At 48.4% G+C, this 15920-nt stretch carries 16 protein-coding genes, 1 tRNA gene and 1 pseudogene; 3 read left to right on the top strand and 15 right to left on the bottom strand.

What is annotated here, in order from left to right:
- Positions 1-376 precede the first annotated feature (376 nt).
- Both DW47_RS0112350 and DW47_RS0112345 read left to right on the top strand, forming a co-directional pair.
- Positions 377-1462: an LLM class flavin-dependent oxidoreductase gene (locus tag DW47_RS0112350; protein ID WP_029686719.1), complete on the top strand. Its 1086-nt coding sequence runs from the start codon at positions 377-379 to the stop codon at positions 1460-1462.
- Positions 1462-2433 carry an ABC transporter substrate-binding protein gene (locus tag DW47_RS0112345; RefSeq protein ID WP_029686718.1) on the top strand — a complete coding sequence of 324 codons (972 nt, stop codon included), beginning with the start codon at positions 1462-1464 and terminating at the stop codon, positions 2431-2433. Before DW47_RS0112350 ends, DW47_RS0112345 begins: the two co-directional genes overlap by 1 nt.
- Positions 2434-2561: 128 nt before the next feature.
- Here the strand turns inward: DW47_RS0112345 and DW47_RS0112340 are convergent, their stop codons facing one another.
- The 3 genes from DW47_RS0112340 to DW47_RS0112330 all read right to left on the bottom strand — a co-directional run bounded on the left by DW47_RS0112340 (position 2562) and on the right by DW47_RS0112330 (position 5349).
- On the bottom strand, positions 2562-3413 hold the full coding sequence (locus DW47_RS0112340) for an N-acetylmuramoyl-L-alanine amidase (protein WP_029686717.1): 852 nt from the start codon (positions 3411-3413) through the stop codon (positions 2562-2564).
- A 194-nt stretch (positions 3414-3607) separates the two neighbouring features.
- Complete coding sequence (locus DW47_RS0112335) at positions 3608-4912, bottom strand: PQQ-dependent sugar dehydrogenase (RefSeq protein WP_029686716.1); 1305 nt, start codon at positions 4910-4912, stop codon at positions 3608-3610.
- The gene (locus DW47_RS0112330) at positions 4909-5349 is read right to left on the bottom strand and encodes a DUF2231 domain-containing protein (RefSeq protein WP_029686715.1); all 441 of its coding nucleotides are present in this window, start codon (positions 5347-5349) and stop codon (positions 4909-4911) included. Before DW47_RS0112330 ends, DW47_RS0112335 begins: the two co-directional genes overlap by 4 nt.
- A gap of 329 nt (positions 5350-5678) precedes the next feature.
- On the opposite strand from DW47_RS0112330, the gene DW47_RS0112320 reads away from it, so the two are divergent.
- Positions 5679-5754, top strand: a tRNA-Asn gene (locus DW47_RS0112320).
- 564 nt (positions 5755-6318) lie between these two features.
- Here DW47_RS0112320 and DW47_RS0112315 read toward each other — a convergent pair.
- The 12 genes and pseudogenes from DW47_RS0112315 to DW47_RS16465 form a co-directional block, all read right to left on the bottom strand.
- Positions 6319-6564 (bottom strand): colicin E3-like toxin immunity protein, encoded by a 246-nt coding sequence (locus DW47_RS0112315; protein ID WP_029686714.1) that lies wholly within the window; start codon positions 6562-6564, stop codon positions 6319-6321.
- Positions 6565-6714: 150 nt separating this feature from the next.
- Complete coding sequence (locus tag DW47_RS0112310) at positions 6715-6963, bottom strand: bacteriocin immunity protein (RefSeq protein WP_029686713.1); 249 nt, start codon at positions 6961-6963, stop codon at positions 6715-6717.
- Position 6964: 1 nt separating this feature from the next.
- A complete protein-coding gene (locus DW47_RS17850) occupies positions 6965-7303 on the bottom strand; it encodes an HNH endonuclease signature motif containing protein (protein ID WP_338155270.1) in 339 nt (112 codons plus the stop codon).
- Positions 7304-7420: 117 nt separating this feature from the next.
- A pseudogene (locus tag DW47_RS17845) lies at positions 7421-7746 on the bottom strand (S-type pyocin domain-containing protein); the annotation flags it as partial.
- Positions 7747-8251: 505 nt separating this feature from the next.
- Positions 8252-8611, bottom strand: coding sequence for a PAAR domain-containing protein (locus DW47_RS0112295; RefSeq protein WP_051150939.1), 360 nt, complete (start codon positions 8609-8611; stop codon positions 8252-8254).
- 478 nt (positions 8612-9089) lie between these two features.
- Positions 9090-9335, bottom strand: coding sequence for a colicin E3-like toxin immunity protein (locus DW47_RS0112290; protein ID WP_029686711.1), 246 nt, complete (start codon positions 9333-9335; stop codon positions 9090-9092).
- A 7-nt stretch (positions 9336-9342) separates the two neighbouring features.
- The gene (locus DW47_RS17725) at positions 9343-10899 is read right to left on the bottom strand and encodes an S-type pyocin domain-containing protein (RefSeq protein ID WP_051150938.1); all 1557 of its coding nucleotides are present in this window, start codon (positions 10897-10899) and stop codon (positions 9343-9345) included.
- A 101-nt stretch (positions 10900-11000) separates the two neighbouring features.
- Entirely contained in the window at positions 11001-11258 is a 258-nt protein-coding gene (locus DW47_RS0112280) for a bacteriocin immunity protein (RefSeq protein ID WP_029686709.1), read from the bottom strand.
- Between the two features lies 1 nt (position 11259).
- Positions 11260-12915 carry an S-type pyocin domain-containing protein gene (locus DW47_RS0112275; protein WP_051150937.1) on the bottom strand — a complete coding sequence of 552 codons (1656 nt, stop codon included), beginning with the start codon at positions 12913-12915 and terminating at the stop codon, positions 11260-11262.
- A gap of 469 nt (positions 12916-13384) precedes the next feature.
- Positions 13385-13837, bottom strand: coding sequence for a DUF6392 family protein (locus tag DW47_RS0112270; protein WP_029686707.1), 453 nt, complete (start codon positions 13835-13837; stop codon positions 13385-13387).
- 84 nt (positions 13838-13921) lie between these two features.
- Positions 13922-14176, bottom strand: a complete 255-nt coding sequence (locus DW47_RS0112265; RefSeq protein ID WP_029686706.1) for a DUF7683 domain-containing protein — start codon at positions 14174-14176, stop codon at positions 13922-13924.
- The gene (locus DW47_RS16465) at positions 14173-15375 is read right to left on the bottom strand and encodes a colicin E3/pyocin S6 family cytotoxin (protein WP_152473171.1); all 1203 of its coding nucleotides are present in this window, start codon (positions 15373-15375) and stop codon (positions 14173-14175) included. The genes DW47_RS0112265 and DW47_RS16465 overlap by 4 nt, the downstream gene beginning before the upstream one ends.
- Between the last annotated feature and the right edge of the window lie 545 nt (positions 15376-15920).

Raw genomic sequence — 15920 nt, 5'->3', positions numbered from 1 at the left:
ATTTCGCTAAGCTAAGATGACAATCAGCGTTGACTAGTACGGCTGTCTAACGGTGTTACTCACCCAGCAAAGTACTAAAAGGAGCCCCCTACTTTCGAAGAGAATGTACGTCACTGAAGTAGGCAAATGGAGTGTGGCATAAGCCCTGATGGGAGGGATGTCTGTGAGGGGTTGTACCGCCACTATTGCAGCTGACCCTGTAGATATATAGCGGTCGCTTACAGAGTGAGAGACGGTAATTACCCCCCCACCTGCCAGCCTTATATGCTAAAATTTTATATTAGCTTATAAAAAATACATGCTTCACTCATATTTATATCCTCCCTATGCTGTCCTAACCGTCACGTACTGCCTGATAGATGCCGTAGGGGGCTATATGAGTATTGAATTTTTAGGAATGATTGGACACAGATTGGCATCAGAAATTATCCCGTCTCAGGGTCCAGTCTTTGATAAAAAATATATTAGTGAGTTTGCACAAGCCCATGAAAAGGCTGGGTTTGACCGCGTGTTAGTCGGATATTGGTCCGATCAACCAGACGGTTTCTTAGTCACCGCATTGGCAGGAAGTCAAACTTCACGTCTAAAGTTTTTGCTGGCACACCGTCCTGGCTTTGTCTCTCCAACTCTGGCAGCCCGTCAGTTAGCAACCTTGGATCAGTTACTCGATGGGCGCCTTGCGGTACACATCATCAGTGGCGGCAGCGATCCCGAGCAACGTCGGGATGGCGATTTCCTTAGCAAGGTAGAACGCTACTCGCGTACTGAGGAATTTCTTGAGGTCATCGCGAAAAGTTTGACTTACAAGCAACCTTACCAGCATCAAGGCCATTATTATCAGGCTGAATCCGCCTTCTCCGCGCTCAAACCCCGGCAGTCCCATTTACCCGTTTTCTTTGGCGGTGCCTCTCAGGATGCAATCAGAATTGCGGGCCAGTACGCAGATACCTATGCACTGTGGGGAGAACCGCTGGCTGGTGCCGCTGAAACCGTAAAAGCAGTGCAGGCCAGTGCGGCACGGCATCAACGCAATATTGATTTCAGTATCTCATTCCGTCCCATTATCGGCAAAACGGAACAAGAGGCTCGTGAAAAAGCCGCGCATATCTATCGGGTCGCGGAACAACAGCTCGCTGAGTCAGGCCACCATTTCGGACTGCCGAAACCGCAAAGTACTGGCTCAGCACGACTTCGCGATGCGGCAGAACAAGGAGAATGGCTGGATACCTGCCTATGGACCGGTATTGCCCGACTGGTATCAGGTGGCTATAACTCCACCGCTCTGGTCGGCACCGCAGATCAGGTTTCAGAAGCAATACTGGCCTATTACCGGCTCGGTATTCATAAAATACTGATTAGAGGTTTCGACCCACTCAATGATGCTATCGAATACGGCAAGCATCTGATCCCACTTACCCGTCAAAAGGTCGCTGCCGAAACGCAGTCATTAAGGAGAGCCTAATGAGATTACGCGCACGTTCATTAATATTATTGGCAGCGATTTCTGCACACGCTGGATTTGCAGCCCAGCCCGTCACCCTACGGATAGGTGATGTGAAAGGTGACCGATTAGTGGCACTCAAAGCATCAGGTGAACTACAGCATCTTCCTTATCATCTTACCCTCAGCTCATTTGATTCCGGAGCACCAGTTCAGGAAGCCTTAAATGCTGGGGCACTAGATGTCGGCTTTACAGGCGATTTACCCTTCCTCTATGTCTTCGCTGCTGGCGCACCGGTGAAAGCGGTAGGTGCCTGGAAAAACAATCCGGACAGCATTGCCCTAATCACACGACCTGATTCTGGGATACATTCTCTGAGTGACCTTAAAGGAAAACGCATCGCCGTCAATCGTGGTGGCTGGGGTGAATACTTATTACTAGGATTACTGCAGAAGGCTGGATTAACCCGTACCGATGTATCAATTCGCTATCTCACCCCCACCGATGGCCGAGCTGCTTTATCAAGCGGTTCAGTCGATGCCTGGATCCCCTGGGAACCTTATCTGTCATCGGCGTTGCTCCTTGATAACGCTCAGCGGGTTCCGGGCGGTGGCGGCAAAGGAATAATGAGCGGGTATTCGTTCGTCATTGCCCGTGAGGAAGCGATCCATAGTGATAAACGCGCAGCCATCGAAGACTTACTGACCCGGTTGGCAAAAGCGCAACGATGGGCACAGCAGCACCCTCAACAATTCTCAGTGGCACTCGCTGATGAGTTACAGATGCCCCGTAATGTCACCCAAGCATGGATAGCCAGTGCCCAAATATCTCCAGTCGTCTTTAATTCATCACTACAAAAAGCGCTGCAACACTCAGCGGATGTCTTCTATCAAGAGAAAGTGTTACCCAAGCCGGTAGATGTCAGTCACGCCTTTGATTTCAGCCTCGCGACAGGAGCGAATCACGTCGCAACAGACCTCAGCAAGCCATAATCGATTCTACGCAACCCACCAGGCAGTGGCTGTCACTGCCTGAAAGATCCCTCATTAACACTCACCACAGTCCGTGTGTAGGATATTTTCCTATCTGTCTAAGTGTATGTCGGCAAGGCCTCACTGTCTCAGGAAAAATAACTTTCGATACCGCCGGCGATGGCTTTGGCAATATTCATTCGGAACTGCGGCGTACCCAGCAAGTGTTCCTCTTGGGGATTGGTAATAAAGGACGTTTCGATCAACGCAGAAGGAATAGACGGTGATTTGAGTACAACAAAGGCCGCCTGTTCGGGATGGTAGCTGTGCATAGTGTGTACCGTACGCAGGTGGCTAATCATATGTCGGCACAGATCGAGGCTGCTTTTAATCGTTTGGTTCTGCACTAAATCGAATAACACCCTCTGCAACTGAGCATCTTTTGTCTGGACGCTGATATCCGCATAATCATCTGCCGCATTTTCCCGCTGGGAGAGATAGCGGGCCATAGTGCTGCTGGCGCCGCGGGTGGAAAGCGCGTACACCGAGGCACCATGAGCTTGCGGTTTGGGAAAGCCATCCGCATGGATCGATAAAAACATATCAGCATTATGTTGGTGAGCGATCTCAACACGCTGATAAAGGGGAATAAAGTGATCATCTTCGCGGGTTAATCGCACCTCAATATGCGGATGATGTTCAAATAAACGCCGCAAATTATGAGCAATATCCAGCACCACGTGTTTTTCTTCCTCACCGCTTTCACCGATGGCGCCGGGATCCTTACCGCCATGTCCTGGGTCAATCATGACCAGTTTACGGGTATTGATCCTTTGTGCAGACGATGACGTGGTCACTACTGTGGTAGGAGTGGCGGAGACAGGCTGATGCAGTGGCGTAAAAATCAAGTTAGCAAACTCTTCTTTCGCCAAAGCGGGCAGACTGACCGCCAGTCCAGATAATAGAAAGTGGCGGCGGGAAAATCGGTTTTTTTTAGTCATTGGCTGTCAGGCTTCATCAATACCGAACACAGTGTCGTAAGGGTAAAGCCTAAGTATACCAATGATTATCTGAATGATTTCACAGTTTATTTTTCAGAATACATCAGATTATTTCTGTCGACGTTCAAAAAGTCTGCCACCTTTGGTAACTGACTGATATTCCCCTACCGTCCTTGGTAGGAGAGCAGCTTACTTTAGCCGCCGGTGACTCGCCAAACACTGTTACCGACATCATCAGCAATAATCAGTGCACCTTGCTGATCTTGCATCAGGCCAACTGGGGCACCATACAGGGATTTTTGGTCATCCGAATAAAATCCCGTTACCACCGGTATGGGTTTTCCCGTTGGCTGTCCCTGCTGGAATGCGACATAAGACACCTGATAGCCACTAAGCGGTGAGCGGTCCCAACTGCCGTGTTCGCTTATGAACGCCCCACCCTGATATTGTGCAGGGAGCAGATGCCCCGTATAGAACCACAGACCCAACGGTGCAACATGCGATCCCAAGGCATAATCAGGTTTGACTGCCTTTTCCACCAGATCCGGCCGCTGCGGCTGTGCACGCGGATCCACATGCTGACCATAGTAACTGTACGGCCAACCGTAAAAGGCCCCTTGTGTCACCGAGGTCAGGTAATCTGGTACCAAATCGGCGCCGATTTCATCACGTTCATTGGCGATGGCCCACAGTTTACCGCTAACCGGCTCCCATTGTAGTCCTGTCGGGTTACGGATGCCGCTGGCATAGACTCGACTGGCACCAGTGTCCGTAAAGACCTGCAGGACATCGGCGCGGCGATACTCGACCTCCGGTCCGTTCTCGGTAATATTACTGTTAGAACCGACCCCGACAAACAATGACTTACCGTCTGGGCTGGCCAGCAGCGATTTCGTCCAGTGGTGGTTGATAGTATCCGGCAAATCCGCCAGTTCTTTACCTGCATCGGTTATCTCGGTTTCACCGGGTCGATACGGGTATTGCATAATATTAATGGTATTGGCCACATACAGGGTATTACCAATCAACTGAACCCCAAACGGTGAATTCAAGTTTTGTAGAAAAAGATGTTTTTCCCAGCCATTGGTTGTCTGGCGCAGTAACGTGATCTGATTTCCACCTTTTGCCCCTTTCCCAGACTGATTTTTCACCATGCTGGCAATTAACTGCTTAGGCGTCGTGACCGCTTCCGTACCAGGACTGTTACTTTCCACCACCAAAATGTCATTATTTGGTAGTACATAGATCTGACGGGGATGTTTCAGATCGGCGGCAATGCGCTCAATGTGCAAGCCTGGCGCCACTTTTGGCATAGCGCCCTGTGCCCAGCCCGCCGCTTTGGGAACCTGCATCGGCGGGATCATAAAATTCTGAGCTGCCGGAAGTTGCGGGTCTGCCCCTGATTGCTGCTGAGGTGTCAGTTTCGCCTGTTGATCACAGCCGCTCAGTGCCAATAAACCGGCCAGCACTAGCGGGCATAATGGGGTGCTGATTTTCATTGGCGACCTCCGGTCAGCGTGAGTGAAGACGTCGCGGCGACCAACACCGCGATAACAAGGAAAATCACGGTGATCACCGATAACATGGCATTTTCGGGCACAATGGCATAAGCGTCCCGACTGTGAACAAAGGCATTCGCGATCGCGGCTACGATGGCGAGCAGGTTGAACCAGAAGCCTAAGCGGTCCGCACTGAGGGCGGATCTACGGGGACCTCGACACACCTGCACCAAATTAATCAGTCGCGGAATAATGGCAAATATCAGGCCGAGAGTAATTAACCAACTGGCACTCTTCTGCCACAGCACCTCAGGGCTATAGAGGGTAATGATGTCAAAAATCATGGCGCCCACAAAAAAACCGTAAGGGATCGGATTCAGTAACTGATAAATCCCCTGCGCCACAGAAAGCCTGGCCGAATAAACACTGAGACTCATGGTTCGCTCCTGTACTGAACATATTGTCTGCACCGCGACGCCCTAACTATCGCGCCGGATGCCAGCGATGACCTGCCATCCTATGGCTTACTGAAACTAAGTATAGTACAAGATGACAGATTGTTAATTGTTGGTTTAATTTGTTAATTTTCAAATTAACATTTATCCACTAACTGGCGGGTTTCTCAGCCGTAAAAGTGAAATTGCTGCCCACAACCGCCCGCACTTAGCGCGAGTGCTTTAAAGATAACCAGTTGGTTCCAGAAACGTTTTTCAGGGTTGACATCCCCTGACACCACCGTTAATATTCGCCCCGTCTTCACGACAATTCCTCTGTAGTTCAGTCGGTAGAACGGCGGACTGTTAATCCGTATGTCACTGGTTCGAGTCCAGTCAGAGGAGCCATATTTAAGAACCCAGATATCTTCGGATATCTGGGTTTTTGCTTTTTGGCGTTGATACCGTCCTTACCATTACCTTCTCCTGCTAGCCCCCTACGCTAAACGCCCGTCAGATTTTATCGCCATCCTTTCTATTGAAGTGAATAGCTTGGCGTTGGTAGCAAACAAAGGATAAGAGATCTTACTTCTCGCTTCATCATACCCGTCCCACAAACAGCCTGTTTAACCAATTAATAGAATTTAATTATTTTTATTGCTCGTCATATCGTTTACCTCCATCGATAGACAACTAATGCTATATCTAGACTATCAAAGAAAACAAATTGATCGATTAAAGAAATTGGTTTTTCGATCAATAAATAATTTTCAATCGGATAAATATAGCAATAGTTAACTGTCGTTCTTTTATATCACTTGATTGATGGTAATGGTGAAGTGACGGAACGCCATAGTTGGTGGGTCTTTGCCTGGATGTTAGGAGGAATAAGGAATGAATCAGCACATAAGGAACAATGTGCTGCCACTAAACAACGACTAAGCGCTAAAATGGAAAGCGCATATTGTTTTATTAGTCTCGTTTAAATACTAACTGGTAGTCATATTTATCGAAATCAATGTGGTGTAAAAATAATGGTTGTAAATCGTTCTTCCACGAACTTAATACATCGAATCCACCGTCATATATTCTTCCATCAAATGGTAAATTAAATTTTTTGATTGGGAAGCCATCCAGACCTAAATCTGCAGAAGTCTCTTTACTGATCAAGATCTCATCTCTTTTATCAAACCATTCTAATGTTAATTTAAATCCCATCTTTCACCTCAAAGGTATCTTTTAATATTTTGGCATTTAACTGCAGGTTTCAACTCCTCACCTGTTTTATAATCTACAGACCCTAAGTGGGTAGATAATTGATCACCGTACCCTCAGACACGGTGACATACTCATTTATACAACCAGAGACTAACTCTTAAATCCCGACTTTCCCTTCGCTCGACGCCACTCTTTGACTTCTTGAACAACACCTTCGGGGCTATCTTCCCGATCTTCTCGTGGATAGTAAATGAGATCTGATCCATTAGGATGCTCAGTCAATCTTTTAAACTCAAGGATATTTTGGATATCTTCTGCTTCAGTAGTGTTATCGACATCAAATATCTTACGAACAAAATTCAAAAACTCTTCCTCTGTATAATCACTGATTTGTTTCATATTATCCGCCTCTATGAATATCTATATGACGTTTCGGAGTCACTATACCCATATTATCAACATTATAAACCTCACCACCTTCAATTATTGGTTTAATATGATGAATATCATACTTTATCTTTCCTCCGACCTGCTCACTTTCACTTGGTGCTGGGGCTTTACCTACATTGATATTACCGGAGTTTCCCCGTTTAAATTGTCTCGATAAATCAGGTTCTTTTGAGACTTCTAACCAAAATGCCCTACGAAACTGGTCAAAGTTTGCAAAAGTCCGTCCTCGTAACTTATCTGCTATCTGACTGGGAACCGGAGAACCATTCCCCGTGTTAGCATCCGACAACCATATCCCGCCAACCTTCTGGCCTTTACCGGTAACTTGTCCGGGATTATTACGTAGATAGATATAGATCGGCGGAATATACGGCAGTGGCAGAATAAGAATATAATCTGCAAAGGTCTTCTCATCCGCAGCCGGTGTCGTCGTCGCCTCAATACGGGTGTCTTCTGGCATCGGATCAACAACAACCGGATTGGGTATCCTCAGCGGGTCTGGTTGCCTGTATTTGATGGAACATTGACACCTGAACTGTCTGGCGCCCAGATGAGGGTGATGCGCGGATCTTCCTCTGTGGTGAACGTATAGGCTTGACGGCCGCTATCCCACGCCATCTTGCGTACACGTACCCTATCTTTACCAGGGGGCGTATGCCAGCCATGGGGAACCGGATTACCTTTATCATCCTGCTCCCAGGTGTAGCGCACCCGCGTGGGGGCTTCTCGCATCTGCTCCAGTCTCAGGCGGTCTAAATAATCTTGCTCCCCCTCATTCAACTTGCCGGGCATCATGCCCATCACTATGGCTGCGAGGGGAGCTCCCGGACCGCTGGCGGCGATTCGACCGGCTCCGCTGGCTAACTCACCCAGTTTTACTGCCCAGGTTCCTGACGTAATGGCATTTCCGCCTACCAATCCAAAAACACTGGCACCCTCAACGGCCTTATCGGCGTTAGCCGCACGAGTCGCTGCGGCTAACGCCTGCTGGTATTCGAATTCTTCATGGTCACCGTTCAGCCATTTATACAGGGCACTTCGCTTTTTCGGCTTGGGTATAGCCTCGACAGGGTTCTTTTTCTTAGCGCTCTGCGCAAATTGGGGTACATCGCTCTCGGAAGCGGCAACGGCCTGATAAAACGCCATGGCCGCAAAATTTGTGTGGGGTTCCTGCTGTTCCCCAGCATCATTGCATCCCTCACCTCGTAGGCAAGATTTGGCGAACACCCGCTGGCGGTCATGTTCTTCTGCTTGCAGCTTTACCTCTATTTTTTTGTTGCGCAATAGCCTGCAAGCGTGCTTTGTCTGTTGGCGGTTCATCCTTGATATAGCCATCTGGGATGGTCGGTATAAACCGAGCACCACATGGGCAGGAACTGATACTGTCCAGTGTTCCTGCCAGCCTTCGGCCCTTATCCCATGTATCCGCGGTCCCCCCGAGAATGCTGTACATTCCAGGATGCTGGCCGCACGACACCGCATCACCTTCCCGTGCGCCCGCAACCCCATACCAGCTTAAGGTTTCATCGCCGGTCAGTATCTTTCCCCCGCAGGTCGTCGCATCACCTACCCGCAGGTAGAATCCCATCGCTGCCATCGTCGGATTTCCTTTCCTTAGACGTTACCTACCGAGAGAGCTCGGATAAGTTTGTCGCTGTGTTGGCGGTCATTTCCTTTTAACGGGGTATTTTCAGGGTTAGGTTAAAATAATACGCTGATCTGCCCTCGATATTGGCAAGCAGCAGACGATACAGATCACAAAAGTCAAAAGAGGGGCAGTTTTCTGGACGTTGAGGATAACTAAGCTATCTGCAGATGTAGATGCTTAAAACGTCAATATTTATGGCGTAAAAGTATAACAATTAATTTTTTAAGGGGTATTTACAAAAAAATCTTCAATAAGCTGGCCTAGAATCACCCCCCTCCTGGCGTCAGAGAAACCATAGGAAAATCTCGAATCTAAATAAATGAAATTTATATTTCAGGTTTATATTTAGCACATCAACTTTGTAATTAACAGTGCCCGCTTAAAGTTGATAATATGCTCTACCATGACTGATAGAGCAATAAATTGGTTAATCAGATCGAAAAGCTAGCTGATAATCATATTTCTGCAAATTAAGTTGATGCTGAAAATACGGTTGTATATACGGCAACCATTCGACGACTACATCATAGACACCATCATAGATTTGAGGCTCATCAGATAGACCAATCTTATCCAAAAAATAAATACTACTATCTAAAACATCTGAGAATTCTTTTCCTTCTCCCTGAGATGTTTTTTGGTTAAACCACTGCAATCGTATTTTATAAGACATATCAACCTCACAAATAACGCTTAATATCCCTACCTTTAACGGCAGAATTTAATCTAGAGCCAGTTAAATGATCCAAGGATCCAAGATGTTCCCCATCACTCACCCGGTATTCTTCCAGTTCACCATGTTGCGAATCCCATTCATAAACCCGTCTTTTCTTCCTGTCCATCCAGCGCTCTCGTGTTCCTCCCCCACCTTGTTTAGGTGTTCGGCCTTTAACTTCAATAAGATCGGAAATACCCGTTATTTCGTCTGTTTCTGGAGCTGGATGATACGAATAGCCTTTATATGGCATTCCTTTTCGTTGACTTAAATAAATATAAATCGGTGGAATATCCGATATTGGCAAGATCAGAATATAATCTGCAAAGGTCTTCTCGTCCGCAGCCGGTGTCGTCGTCGCGTCGATGCGGGTATCTTCCGGCAGCGGATCAACAACAACCGGATTAGGTATCCTCAGCGGGTTCTTGTTGCCTGCATTTGAAGGGGCATTGACACCTGAACTGTCTGGCGTCCAGATGAGGGTGATAGCTGGCGTTTCTTCGGTAGTGAACGTATACGCTTTTCGGCTGCTATCCCACGCCATCTTGCGTACACGCATCCTATCTTTACCGGGGGGAGTATGCCAGCCATGGGGAACAGAGTGCCCCTTTTCATCCTGCTCCCAGGTGTAGCGCACCCGCGTGGGGGCTTCACGCATCTGTTCCAGTCTCAGGCGGTCTAAATAATCTTGCTCCCCCTCATTCAGCTTACCAGGCATCATGCCCATCACTATGGCAGCGAGGGGAGCTCCCGGACCGCTGGCGGCGATTCGACCGGCTCCGCTGGCTAACTCACCCAGTTTTACTGCCCAGGTTCCTGACGTAATGGCATTTCCGCCTACCAAGCCAAGAACGCTGGCACCTTCAACAGCCATCTGTGCATTAGCCGCACTGGTGGCTGCGGCTAACGCCTGCTGATATTCGAATTCCTCATGATCACCGTTCAGCCACTTATACAGGGCACTTCGCTTTTTCGGCTTCGGTATTGCCTCGACAGGGTTCTTTTTCTTAGCACCCTGCCCAAATTGGGGCACATCGCTCTCCGAAGCGGGAACGGCCTGATAAAACCCCATGGCCGCAAAATTTGTGTGGGGTTCCTGCTGTTCCCCAGCATCATTGCATCCCTCACCCCGTAGGCAGGATTTGGCGAACACCCGCTGGCGGTCACGTTCTTGTGCTTGCTGTTTTTCCTCCATCTTTTGTTGCGCAATAGCCTGCAAGCGTGCTTTGTCTGTTGGCGGTTCATCCTTGATATAGCCATCTGGGATAGTCGGTATAAACCGAGCACCACATGGGCAGGAACTGATACTGTCCAGTGTTCCTGCCAGCCTTCTTCCCTCATCCCATGTATCCGAAGTCCCCCCGAGAATGCTATATGTCCCAGGATGCTGGCCGCACGACACCGCATCACCTTCCCGTGCGCCCGCAACCCCGTACCAGCTTAAGGTTTCATCGCCGGTCAGTATCTTTCCCCCGCAGGTCGTCGCATCACCTACCCGCAGGTAGAATCCCATCGCTGCCATCGTCGGATTTCCTTTCCTTAGACGTTACCTACCTATAGTGGGTAGATAATTGAACGCCGCTCCCTAAGACGCGGTTTTATACCCATTTATACAACCAGAGACTAACTCTTAAAGCCCGATTTACCCTTCGCTTGACGCCATTCTTTAACTTCCAGAACAACGCCTTCTGGACTATCCTCTTTCCCATTCTCTGGGTAGAAGATAAGGTCGGAACCTGACGGATGTTCAGTAAGTCGTCTAAACTCCCTAACTCGGCGATTATCGTCCTCTTCTGTTGGCCCTTCGGCATTATAAATTTTACGAACTAAATCTAAGAATTCGCTTTCTGTATAATCAGATAATGTTTTTTTTTCACCCATATTATTTACTCTGCCTCGTTGAATGAATATCGATATGCCGCTTGGGTGAAGTTATGCCCATATTATCGACATTATAAATCTCTCCACCTTGACTTATTGGAGTAATATGATGGATTTCATAGCGTTCTCTTCCTCCAGCACGATCCTGTTCTCGTGTGAAAGGGGAGTTTCCATTGCGTATATGAATTTTGTTACTCCCCCGAAACTGCCTTGATAGCTCAAGATCTTTTGAAACCTCTAACCAAAAAACCTTGCGGAATTGGTCAAAGTTTCCAAAGGTTCGCCCTCGTAACTTATCTGCTATCTGACTGGGAACCGGAGAACCATTCCCCGTGTTAGCATCCGACAACCAAATACCACTAACCTTCTGGCCTTTACCCGTTACCTGACCAGGGTCGTTTCGCAAGTAGATATAAATCGGTGGAATATCCGATAGGGGCAAGATCAGAATATAATCCGAAAAAATCTTCTCATCCGCAGCCGGTGTCGTCGTCGCGTCGATGCGGGTGTCTTCCGGCAGCGGATCAACAACAACCGGATTGGGTATCCTCAGCGGGTTCTGGTTGCCTGTATTTGATGGAACATTGACACCTGAACTGTCTGGCGTCCAGATGAGGGTGATGCACGGCTCTTCCTCTGTGGTGAACATATAGGCTTTTCGGCTGCTGTCCCAACCCATTTTGCGCACACGCACCCTGTCTTGACCGGGGGGCGTATGCCAGCCATGGGGAACTGGATTACCTTTATCATCCTGCTCCCAGGTGTAGCGCACCCGCGTGGGGGCTTCACGCATCTGTTCCAGTCTCAGGCGGTCTAAATAATCTTGCTCCCCCTCATTCAGCTTACCAGGCATCATGCCCATCACTATGGCAGCGAGGGGAGCTCCCGGACCGCTGGCGGCGATTCGACCGGCTCCGCTGGCTAACTCACCCAGTTTTACTGCCCAGGTTCCTGACGTAATGGCATTTCCGCCTACCAAGCCAAGAACGCTGGCACCTTCAACAGCCATCTGTGCATTAGCCGCACTGGTGGCTGCGGCTAACGCCTGCTGATATTCGAATTCCTCATGATCACCGTTCAGCCATTTATACAGGGCACTTCGCTTTTTCGGCTTGGGTATAGCGTCGACGGGGTTCTTTTTGTTAGCGCTCTGCGCAAATTGGGGCACATCGCTCACGGAAGCGGGAACAGCCTGATAAAACCCCATGGCCGCAAAATTTGTGTGGGGGTCCTGCTGTTCCCCAGCATCATTGCATCCCTCACCTCGTAGGCAAGATTTGGCGAACACCCGCTGGCGGTCACGTTCTTCTGCTTGCTGCTTTTCCTCCCTTTTTTGTTGTGCAATAGCCTGCAAGCGTGCTTTTTCTGCTGGCGGTTCATCCTTGATATAGCCATCTGGGATGGTCTGTATAAACCGAGCACCACATGGGCAGGAACTGATACTGTCCAGCGTTCCTGCTAGCCTTCTGCCCTCATCCCATGTATCCGCGGTCCCCCCGAGAATGCTATACGTCCCAGGATGCTGGCCGCACGACACCGCATCACCTTCCCGTGCGCCCGCAACCCCGTACCAGCTTAAGGTTTCATCGCCGGTCAGTATCTTTCCCCCGCAGGTCGTCGCATCACCCACCCGCAGGTAAAACCCCATCTCTGCCATTTGTCGGATTTCCTTATCCTAAGACGTAACCTACCAAGAGAGCTCGGATAAGTTTGTCGATGTGTTGGCGGTCATTTCCTTTTAACGGGGTATTTTCAGGGTTAGGCTACAGCAATACGGTGATCTGCCCTCGATATTGGCAAGCAGAAGACAGCAGAGATCACAAAAGTCTAAAACAGTGGCGTTTTTAAGAAGGTGCGTGGATAGCTAAGCATCCATAAATGTAGATACAGTAAATTTTCATATCAATGACGTGAGAGTATTATATTAGGTCGTTTTTTAGGGTTAAGTTCAGACGATTTTATCTATGCATAAGGGATCTTGAATTCAATCCAGAAACGGTTGTGAGCAAGGGTACGCCACAGTTGGCGTTACTTTCGCTGGATATTTGAAGGGGAAATAAATAAAGCAGCACACAAGATTTACTGTGCGGATTTTGAAAGAAGAGTAACGGCTACCAACGAAGGGCTTAAGCTGGGAGAAAAGTTATTTTTTTTATCATTTCGTCAAGATCGTAACTGACTTGCATTGCTACAGGCATATGAAAATCCTCTAAGGCATAACGTTCAGTCCATCCAAGGGACTTGTTTGCTACCTTGCGTGGAGGAGCTGCTTTATCTGGTTCCCCGAAGGTATCATGCATCCACTGTCGTGACATTTCTGCTTTGAGTGGTGTAGGCAAATCATTAGGGAAAATCCACCCTTTTATACCATCCCGCTGAATTCGTAACGTTATTTCCTGAAGGATCATTCCATCTCGTTTGAAAGAAAGAAATACTCCCTCTTTGACCATAACAAGATTAAGGTCAGGATCTCCATATTCTCCAGAGGGTTTAGTTTTATACGGTATAATGTTCTGATCAACCATTTCGTGATACGTTTGGCCTAAGCAACGGATCAATGCCTCAATATTTATTGTCATTTATATAAATCCCTTGATGCGAAGGGATAAAGATGAAGCAGCACCCAAAGTATTTCGTACTGCTTCAGAGATATTTGTAATGTATTAGACACTGCCGCCTGAAATCTGTAGAGAGTTATCAGAGGAATAGAATTTTTTACATAGCAAGCTTTCTAATTTTATCGCTTGGTTTTCATTAATATTATAAACACCAATCCCTAATAAAAATTCCTTTTTATCCTCTTCACTCCACCCCATAATTTCAGCTACATCGGACAGTTTATTCTCCGGGATTTCAATTTCAAGAAGCAACGTCTCATCCACTTTACTATATACATCAATAGTATATGCTATCGTCATTTTTCCACCTTTCTTGTTGGATCCGCGGGTTTTGTTTGCTCACCAGTGATATGATTAAATTCACCTAAATGATTGCGACCTGAACGATCATAAACTTCTACCCTGCCATGTTGAGAATCCCACTCATAGATTTTTCCTATTGAATCCTTCCACCGATTACGTAGTTTCCCACCTCCTTTAACAGGTGTTTTAGCTTGCGCTTTTTTTGCATCAGGATACGCAGGTAGTGGAGGATTTTCTTTCGGCGGAGTGTAGTATTTATGATCCGCGTTTATATAACTATATATCGGTGGAATATCCGATATTGGCAAGATCAGAATATAATCCGAAAAAATCTTCTCATCCGCAGCCGGTCTGGTCGTCGCCTCAATACGGGTATCTTCCGGCAGCGGATCAACAATGACAGGGTTAGGTATTCTTACCGGGTGCTGGTTGCCTGTATTTGATGGAACATTGACACCTGAACTGTCTGGCGTCCAAATCAGGGTGATGCACGGCTCTTCCTCTGTGGTGAACGTATACGCTTTTCGGCTGCTATCCCACGCCATCTTGCGTACACGCACCCTATCTTTACCGGGGGGCGTATGCCAGCCATGGGGAACCGGATTACCTTTATCATCCTGCTCCCAGGTATAACGCACCCGCGTGGGGGCTTCACGCATCTGCTCCAATCTCAGGCGGTCTAAATAATCATGTTCCCCGTCATTCAGCTTGCCGGGCATCATGCCCATCACTATTGCTGCGAGGGGCGCACCGGGACCGCTGGCGGCGATTCGACCGGCTCCGCTGGCTAACTCACCCAGTTTTACTGCCCAGGTTCCTGACGTAATGGCATTTCCGCCTACCAAGCCAAGAACGCTGGCACCTTCAACAGCCATCTGTGCATTAGCAGCACTGGTGGCTGCGGCTAACGCCTGCTGGTATTCGATTTCTTCATGATCACCGTTCAGCCACTTATACAGGGCACTTCGCTTTTTCGGCTTGGGTATAGCCTCGACAGGGTTCTTTTTGTTAGCGCCCTGCGCAAATTGGGGCACATCGCTCTCGGAAGCGGGAACGGCCTGATAAAACGCCATGGCCGCAAAATTTGTGTGGGGCTCCTGCTGTTCCCCGGCATCATTGCATCCCTCACCTCGTAGGCAAGATTTGGCGAACACCCGCTGGCGGTCACGTTCTTGTGCTTGCTGTTTTTCCTCCATCTTTTGTTGCGCAATAGCCTGCAAGCGTACTTTTTCTACTGGCGGTTCATCCTTGATATAGCAATCTGGGATGGTCGGTATAAACCGAGCCGCACATGGGCAGGAACTGATACTGTCCAACGTTCCTGCCAGCCTTCTGCCCTCATTCCATGTATCCGAAGTCCCCCCGAGAATGCTATACGTCCCAGGATGCTGGCCGCACGACACCGCATCACCTTCCCGTGCGCCCGCAACCCCGTACCAGCTTAAGGTTTCATCGCCGGTCAGTATCTTTCCCCCTCAGGTCGTCGCATCACCCACCCGCAGGTAAAAACCCATCGCTGCCATTCGTCGGATTTCCTTTCCTTAGAACGTCACCTACCGAGAGAGCTCGGATAAGTTTGTCGCTGTGTTAACGGTCATTACCTTTTAACGGGGTATTTTCAGGGTTAGGCTAAAGCAATACGGTGATCTGCCCTCGATATTGGCAAGCAGCGGACGATAGGGATCACAAAAGTCTAAAACAGTGGCGTTTTATGCAGACGCGGTAAAGACAGATAAGCCTT

The sequence above is a fragment of the Tatumella saanichensis genome, from assembly GCF_000439375.1.
In the GTDB taxonomy this organism is placed as follows: domain Bacteria; phylum Pseudomonadota; class Gammaproteobacteria; order Enterobacterales; family Enterobacteriaceae; genus Tatumella; species Tatumella saanichensis.
This window is presented reverse-complemented; position numbering and strand designations above follow the sequence as displayed.

Coding starts and splice junctions, on each gene's coding strand:
- DW47_RS0112350 (WP_029686719.1), top strand. CDS start 377: ATGAGTATTGAATTTTTAGGAATGATTGGACACAGATTGGCATCAGAA.
- DW47_RS0112345 (WP_029686718.1), top strand. CDS start 1,462: ATGAGATTACGCGCACGTTCATTAATATTATTGGCAGCGATTTCTGCA.
- DW47_RS0112340 (WP_029686717.1), bottom strand. CDS start 3,413: ATGACTAAAAAAAACCGATTTTCCCGCCGCCACTTTCTATTATCTGGA.
- DW47_RS0112335 (WP_029686716.1), bottom strand. CDS start 4,912: ATGAAAATCAGCACCCCATTATGCCCGCTAGTGCTGGCCGGTTTATTG.
- DW47_RS0112330 (WP_029686715.1), bottom strand. CDS start 5,349: ATGAGTCTCAGTGTTTATTCGGCCAGGCTTTCTGTGGCGCAGGGGATT.
- DW47_RS0112315 (WP_029686714.1), bottom strand. CDS start 6,564: ATGGGATTTAAATTAACATTAGAATGGTTTGATAAAAGAGATGAGATC.
- DW47_RS0112310 (WP_029686713.1), bottom strand. CDS start 6,963: ATGAAACAAATCAGTGATTATACAGAGGAAGAGTTTTTGAATTTTGTT.
- DW47_RS0112295 (WP_051150939.1), bottom strand. CDS start 8,611: ATGGCAGCGATGGGATTCTACCTGCGGGTAGGTGATGCGACGACCTGC.
- DW47_RS0112290 (WP_029686711.1), bottom strand. CDS start 9,335: ATGTCTTATAAAATACGATTGCAGTGGTTTAACCAAAAAACATCTCAG.
- DW47_RS17725 (WP_051150938.1), bottom strand. CDS start 10,899: ATGGCAGCGATGGGATTCTACCTGCGGGTAGGTGATGCGACGACCTGC.
- DW47_RS0112280 (WP_029686709.1), bottom strand. CDS start 11,258: ATGGGTGAAAAAAAAACATTATCTGATTATACAGAAAGCGAATTCTTA.
- DW47_RS0112275 (WP_051150937.1), bottom strand. CDS start 12,915: ATGGCAGAGATGGGGTTTTACCTGCGGGTGGGTGATGCGACGACCTGC.
- DW47_RS0112270 (WP_029686707.1), bottom strand. CDS start 13,837: ATGACAATAAATATTGAGGCATTGATCCGTTGCTTAGGCCAAACGTAT.
- DW47_RS0112265 (WP_029686706.1), bottom strand. CDS start 14,176: ATGACGATAGCATATACTATTGATGTATATAGTAAAGTGGATGAGACG.
- DW47_RS16465 (WP_152473171.1), bottom strand. CDS start 15,375: ATGGAGGAAAAACAGCAAGCACAAGAACGTGACCGCCAGCGGGTGTTC.